Origin of the sequence: Marivirga arenosa (assembly GCF_030503895.2) — a bacterium.
In the GTDB taxonomy this organism is placed as follows: Bacteria; Bacteroidota; Bacteroidia; order Cytophagales; family Cyclobacteriaceae; genus Marivirga; species Marivirga arenosa.
The window spans coordinates 1,389,386-1,404,922 of record NZ_CP129970.2 but is presented as its reverse complement, the minus strand read 5'-3'; the positions used below and the strand labels follow the sequence as shown (position 1 = coordinate 1,404,922).

General features: G+C 32.9%; 11 protein-coding genes. 9 read left to right on the top strand and 2 right to left on the bottom strand.

Translation table 11 applies throughout. The features are described 5' to 3' along the window. The first annotated feature begins 2 nt into the window (after positions 1-2). The 5 genes from QYS48_RS06105 to QYS48_RS06085 all read left to right on the top strand — a co-directional run bounded on the left by QYS48_RS06105 (position 3) and on the right by QYS48_RS06085 (position 7,607). Positions 3-1,148: a response regulator gene (locus QYS48_RS06105; protein WP_308357961.1), complete on the top strand. Its 1,146-nt coding sequence runs from the start codon at positions 3-5 to the stop codon at positions 1,146-1,148. 26 nt (positions 1,149-1,174) lie between these two features. Further along, the gene (locus tag QYS48_RS06100; protein WP_308357960.1) at positions 1,175-2,239 is read left to right on the top strand and encodes a chemotaxis response regulator protein-glutamate methylesterase; all 1,065 of its coding nucleotides are present in this window, start codon (positions 1,175-1,177) and stop codon (positions 2,237-2,239) included. A gap of 318 nt (positions 2,240-2,557) precedes the next feature. Next, positions 2,558-5,872: a PAS domain S-box protein gene (locus tag QYS48_RS06095; protein ID WP_308357959.1), complete on the top strand. Its 3,315-nt coding sequence runs from the start codon at positions 2,558-2,560 to the stop codon at positions 5,870-5,872. A gap of 28 nt (positions 5,873-5,900) precedes the next feature. Then, positions 5,901-6,971, top strand: a complete 1,071-nt coding sequence (locus tag QYS48_RS06090; protein ID WP_308357958.1) for a carboxypeptidase-like regulatory domain-containing protein — start codon at positions 5,901-5,903, stop codon at positions 6,969-6,971. Between the two features lie 117 nt (positions 6,972-7,088). Next, positions 7,089-7,607: a hypothetical protein gene (locus tag QYS48_RS06085; RefSeq protein WP_308357957.1), complete on the top strand. Its 519-nt coding sequence runs from the start codon at positions 7,089-7,091 to the stop codon at positions 7,605-7,607. Between the two features lie 8 nt (positions 7,608-7,615). Here QYS48_RS06085 and QYS48_RS06080 read toward each other — a convergent pair whose 3' ends face one another. Both QYS48_RS06080 and QYS48_RS06075 read right to left on the bottom strand, forming a co-directional pair. Next, complete coding sequence (locus QYS48_RS06080) at positions 7,616-9,445, bottom strand: cytochrome c peroxidase (RefSeq protein WP_308357956.1); 1,830 nt, start codon at positions 9,443-9,445, stop codon at positions 7,616-7,618. A 69-nt stretch (positions 9,446-9,514) separates the two neighbouring features. Continuing rightward, the gene (locus tag QYS48_RS06075) at positions 9,515-11,056 is read right to left on the bottom strand and encodes a hypothetical protein (protein WP_308357955.1); all 1,542 of its coding nucleotides are present in this window, start codon (positions 11,054-11,056) and stop codon (positions 9,515-9,517) included. 1,109 nt (positions 11,057-12,165) lie between these two features. On the opposite strand from QYS48_RS06075, the gene QYS48_RS06070 reads away from it, so the two are divergent. The 4 genes from QYS48_RS06070 to QYS48_RS06055 all read left to right on the top strand — a co-directional run bounded on the left by QYS48_RS06070 (position 12,166) and on the right by QYS48_RS06055 (position 15,388). Further along, complete coding sequence (locus QYS48_RS06070; RefSeq protein ID WP_308357954.1) at positions 12,166-12,834, top strand: AraC family transcriptional regulator; 669 nt, start codon at positions 12,166-12,168, stop codon at positions 12,832-12,834. A 102-nt stretch (positions 12,835-12,936) separates the two neighbouring features. Then, positions 12,937-14,598, top strand: coding sequence for a serine hydrolase domain-containing protein (locus tag QYS48_RS06065; RefSeq protein WP_308357953.1), 1,662 nt, complete (start codon positions 12,937-12,939; stop codon positions 14,596-14,598). Positions 14,599-14,767: 169 nt separating this feature from the next. Beyond that, on the top strand, positions 14,768-14,965 hold the full coding sequence (locus QYS48_RS06060) for a hypothetical protein (protein WP_302103052.1): 198 nt from the start codon (positions 14,768-14,770) through the stop codon (positions 14,963-14,965). Positions 14,966-15,262: 297 nt separating this feature from the next. Beyond that, on the top strand, positions 15,263-15,388 hold the full coding sequence (locus QYS48_RS06055) for a hypothetical protein (protein ID WP_308357952.1): 126 nt from the start codon (positions 15,263-15,265) through the stop codon (positions 15,386-15,388). The last annotated feature ends 149 nt before the right edge of the window (positions 15,389-15,537 follow it).

Below are 15,537 nucleotides of genomic sequence, written 5' to 3'. Positions count from 1 at the left end.
ATATGAACCATCAAATCCTCATAGTGGATGACTTAAAAGGTATTTACAGAAAAATTCAATCTGTATTAGAACCTAGAGGATGCGAAATCACCTATTGTGAGACTGGAGAAAGTGGAATAGAAGCAGCTCAAAATCATTTGTATGATTTAATCATTTTGGATATACACTTACCCAATATGAATGGTATTGAGGTCTGTAAAACTTTAAAGAAACTACCCAATTATCAACACCGACCTGTCTTATTGCTTACTTCAGATACCAGAAAGTTAGAGCTGGGTTTAATGGCAGGGGCTTCTGATTATATTTTGAAGCCTTTTAATGAACTCGAAATGATTGCCAGAGTATTTACACAAATTAATCTTAGTAAAGAAAAATTAAAGAGTATATCTGAAAAACAGTCCCTTCAAAATGATTTGCAAAAGCAAGAATTCAAACTGAAAGAAGTACAAAATGATTTACATCAATATTTCTATCAAACCGCCCATAAGCTTCGCTCGCCCTTATCTAGCATGGAGGGCTTAATTCAATTATTGCAATATGAAAAACCTGATATTTGTCAGCATGAATATATGAAAATGCTTAAAAAGACGATTGATAAGATGTCATATGTCAATCATCAAATATCAAAAATTGGAGAGATTAAGTCTTCAGTTATAAAGCCAAAAAAATTTAAACTGCATAGCTTCATTTCAAAAATTTTAAAAACTCATTTCTTCCAACACTCAATCAAAACTAATATTTCACATGACATTTTGCTTGAAACCGACACCACAATATTCCAAAATGGTTTAAAGCCAATCATAGAAAATGCCATCTATTATACATGCCTAAAGAAAGAGGTTCAATCTATCATTATTGAAATTAATTTAGTTCAGAAAAATGACAGCTATTATTTGATGATAAGAGATAATGGACCCGGTATTTATAAAGAGGAACTGGATAAGATTTCGAGTATCTTTCACGTAGGTACTGATAAATCGCAAGGCAATGGCTTAGGATTATTTATTAGTAAAATAGCATTAAATAAAATAGGAATGGAACTTCATTTCGAAAGTAAACTCGATCAATTCACAGAGGTACAAATTGATTTAACACGAGCAATCGATAAATCGCTAGGATCTGAATTAAAATATCAAATTATAGCGTAACTTATGTAATTATTTCAACTAGTAATATGGCCATAAAAGTATTAATTGTAGATGATTCAGCTTTGGTAAGACAAAGCTTTAAAGCAATATTAGAAAGCGATAGAGAAATATCAGTAATCGCTACTGCTCGAGATCCTTTTGTGGCGGCTGAACGAATTGCAAAAGAAAAACCTGATGTGATCACGCTCGATATGGTGATGCCTAAAATGGATGGTTTAACCTTTCTTAAGAAATTAATGAAACAGGCGCCAATCCCTGTGATTGTAATTTCTAATCAAACTAATAAAGGGGCAGAATTAGCAATGAAATCATTGGAATACGGTGCGGTTGATGTTATCTCAAAACCCAATATTTCCAATGAGGAGCAAATAGAAGAGAGCAAAGTATTATTAATTGACAAAGTGAAATCCGCCTATTATGCGGGACGAAAATCGAAAAAAATAAAGGAGGAAAGACTAAAGAATAAAAATAACATAACTTCTAATTCAGGAGCTTTTCATCATCATAATACAGTGATAGCGGTGGGAGCTTCCACAGGAGGAACGGAGGCAATTAAGGATTTCCTGCAATCCCTTCCTTCGGAAATGCCCCCAATATTAATAGTGCAGCATATGCCCGAAAAGTTTACGGCTAGCTTTGCTGCAAGATTAAATGAGCTATGTTCACTTCATGTAAAGGAGGCGGAGAATAATGAGGAAATAAAAAAGAATACGGTTTACATTGCGCCAGGAAATTTTCATATGTCCTTACATTATAATTTAAGCAAAAAATATATTCGGATTACTAAGGGGGATTTAGTTAATCGTCATAGGCCTTCGGTTAATGTACTATTCAATTCTGTGGCTAAGTCAGCAGGTGAAAATGCGATTGGAATTATAATGACTGGAATGGGAGATGATGGTGCCTTGGGAATGAAAAATATGTTTGATCGAGGTGCTTTCACTATTGCGCAAGATGAAGATTCATCCGTAGTATTCGGAATGCCTATGAAAGCCATTCAAAACAAAGGTGTTACTCAAATAATGCCTTTAAATGAAATAGCTCCTGCCGTAATACAATTATTAGAAAATAAAGGGATAGCCACAGATTGAAAAACGGTCTAATTAAATATATTTATACCGATGATCAATAAGGCGAAATCCATACTAACTAAAAATAGATTAAAAGAGTCATTAGTATTTCAAAAAAGATCAATACTCCTCTCTAATTATATAAGCTGGATATTGGTGATTATCAATGTATTGCTTTTAATTTTAATACCTGGTAATCATAACTTAGAAGCAATAAGAGAATCAGCTATTGCAATAGCTATTTTTGCATTTCCTTTTTTATTGAATCACCTGAAATTATATACGCTTAGCAATTTTTATTTGTCATGGGTGCCTCCAATATTAGTCACCCTCTTTTTTATGTATTCAATTGAGGGTCAGGAAAATGTATCGCCAACCGTTTACGATGGTTTAAAGTTTTACATTATCGCAAGTGGAAGTATTCCTGTTATTCTTTTTGGAAGAAATCAACTCGCTTTAACGGTATTTGGTATTCTGCCAAGTTTAATAGTAATCTTATTCTTTGAATCTATTTTTAGTTTTTTTGAATTAGGATTTGGACAGATTGGAATGGAAGATGGTTACTATCACATTAATAGAATCAGGTCGTTTATTGCTTATTTTATAATTACCGCTTCTAGTTTTTCATTACGTTTTCTGGTGGATAAAAGTGATTTAGAGAATTTCCACCTTCAAGAAGAATTAGCCCATAAAAATAAAGAAATTCAAGAGCAATCAGATCGTAATTTAGCGCAATTAAATACAGAATTATCGGAAAAAGTAAAGCAATTAGAGCATAGAGAATTTATGTTGTCACAATCTCAAAAGGTGGCCAATATCGGGAATTGGGAATGTGATAGCAATGGTAAATTCACCTTTTGGTCAAAAGAAATGTATAATATTTTTGGTTTTGATGATAGTACAGAGGTTACCCAAATAAAACTATCTGATTTCCTTAAAGTAAATGAAAAAAATAAATTTGAGGATACAGTCGAACTGGTTCTTGAAGCAGAATTTGAGACCAAAATTACATTGCCCATCACCACACCTATCGGATACCACAAATGGGTGGAGTTCTTCTTTTACGTGATAAAAAATGATAGACAGCAAGCAATAATAAGAGGGGTTTGTAAGGACATAACCTATTTCAAGGAATCAGAACAATTACTGAAATCAAATGAAAGGAAATATAAAGGATTATTTAAGCAATCTTTTTATCCTATTATTTTAATTAATAAAGAAGGGTTGGTGTTAGATGCTAATGAAAGCTTTGACAATCTCATCGAGGCTGAAAGAAACGAATTCATATATCATGATATCAATACTTTACTTAGGTTTGATCTCAATAAAGCCATAAAAACTTCTTATGAGATAGATAACTTTAAAATGGAAGGTGAAATTTCCACTATCCTTGGTAACATACTTCAAATTGAATTATTCATTGGTTATCTGGATCATGATAATTTGATTCTCACCTTTAGGGATATTACAGAACTAAAATTAGCTGAACAAAGAATCATCGAAAGTGAATTAAAATTTAGAACCTCCTTTGAATTTTCTGCTAATGGAATGGCACTACTTTCTAAAGAAGGCTATTTTATGGAGGTAAATGAAAAATTATGTGAAATCACCGGATATAGTGCTAATGAATTGAAAGAAGTAAGTTTTTCAGATATTACTTATAAGGATGATTTACCTCGTGATGCTGATTATACCAATATGTTAGAACGAGGGGAAGCCAGTTCATACAATAAAGAAAAGAGATATATTCATAAATCTGGCGCTATTATTTGGGTAAGTATTTCTACCTCTATTATTAAGAATCCTGAAAATGAAGAGGACTTTTATTATGTGGCGCAAATTCAAGATGTAACCGATCGGAAAAACTCAGAAAGTCAGCTTATTGAGGCAGAAGAACGATTCAGAACCTTGGTTGAAAGGTCACTAGTGGGGGTATATATTATTCAAGATGATCGCTTTGAATATGTGAATCCTGCTTTTTACAAACTCTTTGGATACACTGAAAGTGAGATGTTGAGTTTAAATGATTTTTCTGATTTAGTACATGAAGATGATCAGCAAAAAATAAAAGCCAATGTAGCCGCTAGAATGAATGGCGAGTTGTTGAAAGCCAGAACAGAAATTAAAGGTGTTGATAAGCAGGGTAAAATTATATGGGTGGAGGCTTATGGTAGTAATATAACTTATAAAGGAAGGCCAGCTGTCATTGGAACCTTAGTAGATATTACGGATCGTAAGCAATTCGAAAAAGAGCAGGCTCTTTTAGGTTCCATAGTGGAATCGATAGACGAAGCCATAATAAGTATTTCAATAGATGGTTTTATAAACTCTTGGAATACGGGAGCTCAAAAAATATTTGATTTAAAACCATGGGAAGCAATAAATCATCAATTAAATGAAATCATTCCTTCTGAAATACTTCCTAACGATGAGGATTTGGCTTTAGTAATGAATGATGATTTGCTGATTGAAAATTTGGAAAAGAAATGGTTGAAAAAGGGAGGGTGGAGAAATATTTCAATATCTTTTTTCCCTTTAAAAGATCGATCAAATAATCTTATTGGATCAACCATAGTAGCCCGAGATATTACGAATAGGATAAAAGCACAACAAGAGCTAAAAGAAAGTGAAGAGCGCTATCGTGATTTAGTTGAAAATGCTTCTGAAGCATTAGTAGTTTTTAAAGCAAAAGATGGTGATTTTGTTCATATTAGCAATAGTGCTATTGATTTATTCAAAACTTCACATGATCAATTGTTGGATATGTCCATATCTGATTTGAGCCCTAAATACCAACCCGATGGTAAAGAATCAAGAACTCAACTTAGGAAGTATATTCTGAAGGCAACCAAATATAATATGATTGCTTTTGATTGGACTTTCCTTGATCTTGAAGGTAACCAAATTCCTACTGAAGTTCGTTTGACCAAAGTCCCATCAAAAGAAGGTTTATTTGTTAGAGGAAGTATTATAGACATTAGTGAGAGAATTGAGAAAAATAAACTGTTAGCGGAAGCCAATAAAAAGATTGGAGAGCTAAAGCTAATGGCATTGCGCTCAGTCATGAGCCCTCATTTTATATTCAATGTGCTAAATTCTATTCAATTTTTTATTGGTAAAAATGATAGACTTAATGCCATCAATTATCTCTCTACTTTCTCGAAATTAATAAGAGGAATATTAACTCACTCGGTGGATAATAAGATAAAACTGTCGGAAGAAATTGAGATGCTGAAAAATTATGTGGAGCTGGAAATGCTACGATTCGATAATAAGTTCGATTTTGAATTGATAGTAGATGAAGATCTTGATTTAGATTACATTGAAGTACCATCCTTATTAATTCAACCCTATGTTGAAAATGCTATTCTGCATGGATTATATAATAAAGAAGGCAAAGGGAAATTAACGCTGGAAGTTACTGAAAAAGGAGACGTTATATATTTCAAAATCCTTGATAATGGAATTGGAAGAGAAGCCGCTAAAAAACTGCGTAAAAAGAGTTTTCCGAAACATAAATCTATGGGTTTGAAACTGACGGAAGAGCGATTGAAATTAATTAATGAGAATCATAATATTTCATTTTATATTCAAGATGTAATGGAAAATAATGAAGTTGCAGGAACCGTTGTTACCATTGGTATCCTTACCTAGTGCCTAAATTTAAAAGACGGCACAATATTTGACAACTAATCATATAGTAGTTTTAGTAAATCTCAATACTATGGTTCGTAAAGCCTTTATTATTCTATTTTGTCTTCTTTCTTGCTATTCCACAAGTATTCTCGCTCAACAGATCTCGGGAAAAGTTTTAGACGAAAACCAAGAGCCTTTATTAGGGGCATCTGTCTATATAGACGGAACCACCATAGGTGATATTTCTGATATAAAGGGAGAATTTAGTTTCGAAATAGATAAAGAAATTAATGCAGTACTTATTGTGAGTTTTGTTGGCTATCAAAAAGTTTATATAGAAAATCCAGATACTCAGAAGCCATATTTAATACAACTTGAGCCAAATGTTTCGGAGATGAAGGAATTAGTAGTATATAATAATCCGTATTCAAGAGAGGAAATGCTGCAAGTTTTTAGAGATGAATTTATTGGAGATCGGAAGTTACAAAAGACTTGTAAAATTATAAATGAAGAAGACATACGCTTTCGTTATAACCCTCAAACTTTAACTTTTACAGCCCTATCCGAAAAACCGCTTAAAATCGAGAATCATTATTTAGGCTACACCATCAATTATGATCTTTTGAAATTTGAATTAAACTTTCAGCGCTTTACTCTAAATACAAATTTTCTGAAAAGTAGTACTTATATGGGTACCACTCAATTTTTGCCCATGGAATTGAATAAAAATTATCGAAAAAGAAGGAAGGAGGCCTATGAAAATTCAACTTTACACTTCTTTAGAGCTTTAAAAGCTAATAATTTAAAAAAGGAAGGCTTTCAAATATTTTTTAAAGGCTTTCAAACAAATATTACACAATTACTGGAGCTACAAAACATTGGAGTTATGGCTGAGGTAAAAGTAAAACAGAAAGATATTAAGTTTAAACCCAAAAATTTAGTCTCTAGTTTTGAAGTATTGTACAAGAAGAATGATCAAACTTCAATAAGTTTTTATACTGATAATTTTTTAATTGACGGCTATGGATTATACTCTAAATTTGATCAAATAATGTTTTCAGGTGCCATGAGTAAGAAAAAGATGGCGATGATCTTACCTGCCGATTATGAATACTAATACGATATAGAAACATTAGTATTGTTTAAATCATCACCTTTAATAATTTAAAACATTCATTGTAACATTATAATCCATTATGCATCTTTAAAGAGAACCCTTATTTATTCATTATCTATGGTATCTAACATTAAATTGATCTCCACTTCAGGAAAAGGTAATCTTGCCATTCAAAAAGATGAACAGCTAGTGGCTTCATTGAATTATAAAAGCTGGATGTCGAGATCAGCCAGTTCCGAACTTGATGATCAGTCTATACAAATTACCGCACCTTCGATTTGGAAAAGCACCTATTTAATTTCTAAAGCAGGAAAAGAAATAGGAAGCATAAAAATGAACTGGAAAGGAAATCTTGTGATTTCCTATTTTTTAGATGATGGTGAGACTTACCAACTACATTTTAAATTAAAGGGGTTTTGGAAACAGCATTATGAATTATCTGATGAAGAGGGGAATATTTTACTAATCATCAGATCACAATTCTTGTGGAGAAAGTTTAAATATGAATATCCTGTTACAGATATCCATGATAAGCTAAAAGGAAATCAATTAATTGAAATACTACTATTTTGTGCTTATTGTATAAACCTAATTCAAAATATGCAAAGCGCAGCTGCTTCTGGAGCAGCTGGCTAATATTGGAATTAATTTAAGGATGATAATGAAATATTCGTAGTTGTGTCTGGCTTTTTTTCTGGAGTCGAATTTAGTGTTTCAAGGAATGCGATCAGCGCTTCCTTTTCTTTCGAATTCAAGGACAAAGAATCAAATGGTAAAGTTTGGTGCTCAACTGCAAGCCCAAGCCCCTTACCTCCGCCTCTATTATAAAAATCAATTACTTCATCCAAAGAATTATATATACCATTATGCATATACGGAGCTGTTAATGCACTGTTACGAACAGTAGGTGTTCTAAACATTCCTTTGTGAATATCGACTTCATAAAATGTATAAAATCCCAGATCTAGCGTGTCCAATTGATCGTTTGTGGCAACCAAAGGCACTCCAATAACTTCCTTTTCAGTATGTTTATAAAAGGGTGGCAGAGTTCCATTCATCAGAGGAATAAAATGACAGGATCCACAAAGTGCTTTTCCCATATAAAGTTGTAAGCCTTTTTTCTCAAGTTCAGTAAATGATGTTTCTTCTTTACGCATATTTCTATCAAATTTACTATCGAAAGCCTGTAAGCTGGCAACATATTGTGCTAAGCTTTTAATTAGTTGATTTACAGATTTTGGTTTCCCACCATAGGCTTTCTTAAATAATTTATCATACTCTGCATCTAAAAGCAGTTCCTCAGGAATATTATTCAAAGATCGATTGAATTCATCGTGAGCATTAAACACTTGCCTGATTTGGCTCTCTATAGTTCCTGAGCGGCCATCCCAAAAAAAACGTTTGTTGAAAATTGTATTTATTAAGGTTGGGGCATTTCGCTTTAACGGTTTCCCTGAAGCTCCCAAAGAGGTTGGCAAAGCATCAGAAAAGGCTTCTTTTTTCTGATGACAACTAGAACAAGATAAAGAATTTGATAAGGATAACCTTTTATCATTAAACAATTTTTCACCCAGCAACAAGTCTTCTTTATCCCCAAGACCAGTGGAAGGATTTACAAAGAAAGAGGTGTTAAATGCATCTTTTTCAAAAAATGTAGTGGAATTGAAATTCAAGGCTTTATTGGTGGAAGGTTCCCAAAGATTAGTACTATTTCTTAACGCAACCCAGCTTTTAGTTAGCGGATTGAAATAATCCCTTATGTATCTATAGTAGTCAAATTCGTTAAAAGCTGAAGACTTATTTAAGTAATCGATATTGCGATTCAAGTAGGTGATAAAATTATCATATACTTCTTGATTATGATCATTTACAACAGTTCCGATAGTCAAACGAACAGTAGTTTTAATAGAATGAAGGCTAGCAGCAGACTCTTCAAACCCCCAATGGCTGATAGGAGTATCAAAATGAGTGATACCAAAGCTCAAAATTCGAAGAAATTGCTCGTGTAGAGCAATGAAATAACGCTCTGGGCTTAGGTTTCTTTCCTTAATACCAGCAAGTAAATTATTTAAATAGCCAATCGTTCTTTCAATTTGATACTCTAGTAATGTCCGGTTTTGGAAATCTTCAAATAGGGTTTCTTCAATGGCTTGTAAACCAATAGGGTCTAATATTTTTAAATTATCTTCTTTGAAAATGGGTAAAGCTGGTCCGTTTACCTTACTCCCTACTTCAGGGTTAATATGAGCTGCATAGGACTCTGCTTTTTTAAAATTTAAACGAATATCTTTTAAACTTTGAATAGCATGAGCTTGATTCATTTTAGTGTTGAGATGCTCCAAAGAATCAATTGCTTTCTTTAAAGCGGTTTGATAATAATCCTGACTTAAATTCCAATTGATTTGCTGAGGCTCACTTGTGTTTTTGCATGCAGCAAAAATTATGAGGAAAAGAAGAGGTAAATACGTACGCATGTTGAAATAGGTTAAAATTAAAACAGCACCCCATTAATTAGAGTGCTGAATTTTGAAAACTTGAATTAATTATCTTGGAAGCCCGTATAGAATTACGATCTGCGATCCTTGATCATCTTCCCTTGATCCGTTTGAATTGCCTTCGTTATTGTGGCCATCAACGCCTTTAAATGCATCATCTTCCCAGTAATGTGGCTGAACAGCCAGCATAAAAGTATTGGGAACCCCAATTTTATCAGAGATGTCAATTAATGCTCCAAATTCACCAGAATTTGAAATGTTTTTATCTCTTGATAAGTCAGCTCTTTCCACTAATTCTAAAACTACTCTAGGATTATTCCCATTTAAATCAGATTGGTAGATGTAGGCAGAGTGGTTTCTCGAAAATGAATTTGGGTCTTCTTGAGTATATATGAAATTTTCTGTCACACAAATGTTATCCGGACTTTGTAATAAAGAAAGGTTTCCGTCCATATTATTGGTATCTGTGTTTCCACTAATAATTTGTGTCAGTTTACCATTTAATGGAGAAGCTTCGTCTAATTCTAATTTATATACAGTACCCCAATCATTGTATGTCCCTCTGCCAGGTCCTCGGCCTGTAACAGCGAAGTAAACATTTCTACCCGCAGCGTCAGATCCTTTTCCATAATCTACATCCTCTACTCTCATAAATTGAAATGCATTTGCAGCTATAGAAGCATCTTCCATCTCATTTTTCGTCATCTCTTTTCCTCCTTCAATTTTAACAAACTCAACATCATAAGTTTCTCCAAATGCAATTTCTCCTTCATTTACCATTCTGCTGGAGTCTTTCATTTTTAATACATAAATGTCTCCATTCTCTAAATCAGCATCTCCATTCTCTGAAAAATATAAGCTTACTTGTCCTTCAGAATCTGAAGAATCATCATCTCCACCAATAATAACTGTTTTACCTGCGTAGGTATTTTTGGGTAAAGGAACTGCATTTTCCCATGAGAATTCGCCTAATGCATCCAAGCCAAAATCAGCAGTCGGGTTAGGAGTCATATAAGGGTCAATTCCTTTAACATCATAATTAAAGCTTTCTGATGCAGATAAGAATAAGTCCTGACTGCCTCCGTGAATTTCAGATTCCCACATGGTACCAGAACATTGTCTGGCTAAATCGGCTACACCTGAATTCAGCATATAATCACCTTGGATCGGTTTGAAGTTTTTATCAAGGAATACCCTTGCTACCGAATAGTGATCTTCACAGTTCACCATAAAAACATATTCGTCTCCATTTTTTAGTAAACCAGCGCCATCAGCAGATCCGCCTAAACGGAATAAATCACCATTTCTATTCTCCAAGGTATCGGAAGAACTCAATAAGGAATATGCTTTAACAAAGTTAAACTGTGGCGATACGGCCACTAGAGGTTCTAAATTTGAACGATTTGTAAAGAATACTGAGTCTCCTACATTGTTAATAATGATAGTAGTGTCAAATGTATTAGTAACTGTAATGGTTGTGTCACGATAAATAACTTCAGTTACTTCTGTAATTTCATCTCCACAGCTTGTAAATGTTGCTATTGAAACAAGCGTTCCGATTAAATAAAGGGGTAAATCTTTTAGTTTCATTTTTTTGATTTTATGGGTTTAATTATGAAATCAAAAGTACTTGAAGCGGAAAAAAGGAAGAATATTATTGTATTAAGCTTCGCTCAACAATTGGTTAACAATAAATTTTGTGTTAATACAAATTGGTAATCTTAAATTTAAATTTTATTTAATTTGATGTTTAGCCTTAATAAAAGAGGTGGCTTAATGGCTAATTATATTGAATGCTTAGGATATCTGTAATGTTAAAATAATGTTTATTGCTTATGCTTTTTAAGACTATGCTACTAATGGAATTTTGGAAAAAACCTGTTCGTAAAACAAAGCTATTTTATTTTGCTGTATTAGCTGGAACAAAGCAGATCCCATTAACTTTCGGGAAAGACTTCAAGCCATTCTTCCTTTAATTGAAGGGCCTAAAGAGAAAGAAGTGGTACAAAACAACATCAAAACAAAAAACTAAATATAAGCCCAGCCCAGTCTACAAAGCTAAATGCTATCATCAAGAAGTTTAGTATGGATTGTATAAAGCTTAACGTCTTTTAATCAAGGTTTGTCTTATATCAAATTCAAATTTCAAAGTTACTTTATGGAATTTGAAATCCTGAAGCCTTATTTAATTTGTAATTAGGCCAAATGACAAAGTGAAAATTTCTATTTTTACCAATAGATTATTAATGCGCTTTAAGTTTATAGCACTATTGATTAGTATAGAATTTATTTCAAGTTTAGGACAGATTATTGTTTTTATGATGCTTCTCTTTGCGGTTTTTTTGTTTACCGTCAAGAGCAAAAATCAATTAGCTAATCGTATCTTTTCTATATTTCTTCTGATCACAGCCTTTGATTTATCCGGCTTATTCCTTGGTGAATTCATAAGGACACATTTTAACTTTGCGATTCTGAAAACTTCCTCTGTTCTATTACAAATGCCACTTTTCTATTTGTATGTGCTAGCTGTTTGTTATTCAGATTTTAAATTAAACAGCAAACATGCTTTGCATGCTCTAATGTTTTTTTTCTTTGTTTATATCTTTAAGATATCTTCCTTTTCTGAGCAGAGCCTTTTCTATTTTAGAATTGTAGGCGAGCTACAATATTTCGCTTATATCATATTAATTTTCTATTCTTTGAGTAAATACAGAACTATCTACTTGGAAAATTACGCTAAAGCCGATCGTTCCGCTTATAAATGGTTATTCCAAATTACACTTTATTTTTGTTTTGCACATCTTTTTGTTTTACTAAAAACAGGAGCTTTAATGAGTGGAATAGGCGAAAGCTATCTGAAATTGCTATACCTCTTCATCTCTAGTTCAGCTCTAATAATTATTTGTTGGTTTGTGTTAAAAGCTTTATACAACCCACATCTTTTTACGGGCATTAAAAGCGAACTAGAACCTTTAAAAGCAAAATTGGATAATAAGGAACTTGTTGCTGAAAGAGATATGGATACGCTTTCTGCTATTGAAAGTCTTGCTTATTTCATGGAAAGAAAAAAACCATATCTCGATTACGAACTCACCCTGGAAAAACTAGCAAATCAATTGAAAATGGAGGAAAAGGATTTATCCATTTTGATTAACCACCATTTGGGGAAACATTTCTTCGATTTTATAAATGAGTATCGGATTGAAGAAGCTAAGAAGATTCTTAGAAATCCAGAAAATAAAAAGCTTACAATACTCGAAGTTCTCTATCAAGTTGGCTTCAATTCAAAATCGTCTTTTTATACGGCTTTCAAAAAAATCACGGATCAAACTCCGACTGCCTACAGAAAATCCGCTCTTGCGGAATAAAAAGCTATTTAAACAGTGTTTTTAATTAGTCCGACTTTTTTAATCGGACTTTTAAGCAAAAAACGATCGCTAGGTTTGGGTAAAATTAAATATTCAAACATAATGAAACGATCACTTCTTAGCCTTTTATTAGTAAGCTTTTTAGGTCAAGCGCTTTTTGCACAAAATCTATATCAAGAGCATTTTCCTAAGGTAGATTCTATCTTAAATCATCATTATAACAAAAATACACCTGGCATAGCTCTTAGCATAATATCAACTGGAAAAACTATTTACCAGAACGCGATAGGAATGGCTGATATGGAAAATGAGATTGCTATTAGTGATTCCACCTCCTTTCATATTGCCTCTGTTTCTAAACAATTCACCGCCTATTTGGCGCTTTTGCTGGAAGAAGAAGGGAAGCTATCTATGGAAGATGATATCCGAAAATACCTACCAGAATTAGAAGCTCTTCCCTACAAAATTACCTTATATCAATTGGCAAACCACACCCATGGATTGCCTAATCTTTCTGAGCTCGTCCACCTTAAGGGAATTGGATCTCAAAATATAATGACCCATCAGCAAGTAATTAAGATGCTCTTGAACATTAGAATTGTCAATTTCAAAGCAGGTGAACAATATCAATATAATAATACTGGTTTTGCTTTACTGGCAGAAATAATAGAAAGGGTGGAAGGATTGCCTTTTCAGCAAGTCTTGAAAGAAAGGATTTTCAATCCAGAAGGGATGAATGCTAGTCAGGCCATTGATGATCCAGCTTTGATTGTTAAGAATAGAGCACGTTCCTATATGTTAGTAGAAGACGGTTATCAGAATAATGAGTTAAACTTAATGACCAACGGTTCATCGGGAATTCGAACAACCATTGCCGACTTAAGTAATTGGGCAATAAAGTTCCAGCAGCCAGATCCGAAGGCACAGGCAATATTTCAAAAAATGCAAAAGCCTTCTCAACTTAATTCGGGTCAAAGCATATCTTATGGGTTGGGGCTAGAGACTAAAAAGTATAAAGGATTAGAAGTTGTTTTCCATGGTGGTGGAGATGTCGGATATCGTTCCTATATCTTGCATATTCCAGCATATCAGCTTTCGCTTGTCTTGCTTAGCAATACTGATGACTTTGCTCCTCTGCTTGTATATGATATAATTGATCTTTTCTTAAAGGATGTATTAAAAGAACCCACAAAACCAGAAAAGACTCATTACAGCAGCAAAGAATTAAAATCCTTTGAAGGGACTTATCAAATGTTTCCAGGTAATTATTTTAATATAATTGCAAAGCATGACACGCTCTATTTTCAGAACTATGGAACTAAGGATATAGCTCCACTTCCTATCATAGGTGATGATGAGTTTCTATTTCCATATATACCAACTACGAAATTCTCTTTTTATGAAAATGGTTTCATTTTCAATATAGCAGATTTCAAGTATGACTGTAAGAAAGTACAATTAGAAACTGTAAAGGCTGAGGAGATTGATCTTTCAGAATATATTGGCATTTATAAAAACGAAGAATTTAATGTGTTCTTTGAACTGCTAATTGAAGATAAAGAATTAAAGGCAAGACATATGCGAATGGAAGATATTAGTCTTCACCCAATTGAGGATGATAGTTTCTTTTCTAGAAGGTCTTTTTTCGGGAAGCTGGATTTTGATAGAGATAAAGAAGGGAAGATTATTGCTTTTAGAGTATCGGGGCAGAATTTAATGAATATTGAGTTTTTTAAATTAGGTTGTTTTCAATCTTCAAAATAAATCATGACACGATTTGATTATTAAAAATGCTTAAATTTATATACACTGTTTTCTATGATTATCGAAGCGAACCTAAATATTTTTATATTTAATATATTAGATCATCAGAAACCAAAACCTTAATCTCTATAACTCAAAAAAATAGAGTTCAGAAATATTAAAAATTTACATGATTTACACTCTAATTCTGTTTATAACTTTATCATTTCAAAAAACTACCCCATCAGCAACAGTAAAAGTAGGTGATTATTATGTCGATAAAACTGAAGCTACTAATTTACATTGGCTAGAATATCAATATTATCTAAAACAAGAACTTGATCCTTTCGAATATTGGAAAATAAATCCCGATAGTTCAAATACCTGATATAAAATAAAAGGCTGTAGATACGAACCTATCACATTGGTTACCCATGAACAAGCAGTTGCCTATTGTCAATGGCGTTTAGAAGTGGTAAGTAAAAAACTTGGAATTATTGTTAATTATCGATTACCAACTGTTAAAGAATGTGAAGAAATTGCACAGGTATTACTGAGAGAAAATGAAATAAAGATTAGTAGAACTTTAAAATAATTAAAGAAAGCTGCTTCTGAAAAATATTATCTACAAAGCAGAGAGAATATCAAAAATCAAGTTTATGATGATTTCTCTAATGTTTCAGAAATGACTGCTAAAGAAGGTATCGCCAAGGGGGGTAATAATGGAGAATTGTTGGAAAATGGAAATTTAAAAGAAAGTATTAAATATTCTTCACCCAGTCCTTATTTAGGTTTTATATGTATAGCTTAATATGTAGAACCAAAGGATGATTAAACTTTGGCTTGATTTTCAGATTTTAAAAAGATTTTGGAATCAATCCGCGATAAACTTTTGATAAGTCATAGGTTTCGTAACTTTGTACTCTCATAGACGAAACACTATACAGTCTTAATTGAATC

What these genes read in the sequence shown, in the direction of transcription:
- QYS48_RS06105 (WP_308357961.1), top strand. Translation starts at nt 3, where the DNA reads ATGAACCATCAAATCCTCATAGTGGATGACTTAAAAGGTATTTACAGA.
- QYS48_RS06095 (WP_308357959.1), top strand. Translation starts at nt 2,558, where the DNA reads ATGTATTCAATTGAGGGTCAGGAAAATGTATCGCCAACCGTTTACGAT.
- QYS48_RS06055 (WP_308357952.1), top strand. Translation starts at nt 15,263, where the DNA reads ATGACTGCTAAAGAAGGTATCGCCAAGGGGGGTAATAATGGAGAATTG.
- QYS48_RS06100 (WP_308357960.1), top strand. Translation starts at nt 1,175, where the DNA reads ATGGCCATAAAAGTATTAATTGTAGATGATTCAGCTTTGGTAAGACAA.
- QYS48_RS06080 (WP_308357956.1), bottom strand. Translation starts at nt 9,445, where the DNA reads ATGCGTACGTATTTACCTCTTCTTTTCCTCATAATTTTTGCTGCATGC.
- QYS48_RS06085 (WP_308357957.1), top strand. Translation starts at nt 7,089, where the DNA reads ATGGTATCTAACATTAAATTGATCTCCACTTCAGGAAAAGGTAATCTT.
- QYS48_RS06075 (WP_308357955.1), bottom strand. Translation starts at nt 11,056, where the DNA reads ATGAAACTAAAAGATTTACCCCTTTATTTAATCGGAACGCTTGTTTCA.
- QYS48_RS06065 (WP_308357953.1), top strand. Translation starts at nt 12,937, where the DNA reads ATGAAACGATCACTTCTTAGCCTTTTATTAGTAAGCTTTTTAGGTCAA.
- QYS48_RS06060 (WP_302103052.1), top strand. Translation starts at nt 14,768, where the DNA reads ATGATTTACACTCTAATTCTGTTTATAACTTTATCATTTCAAAAAACT.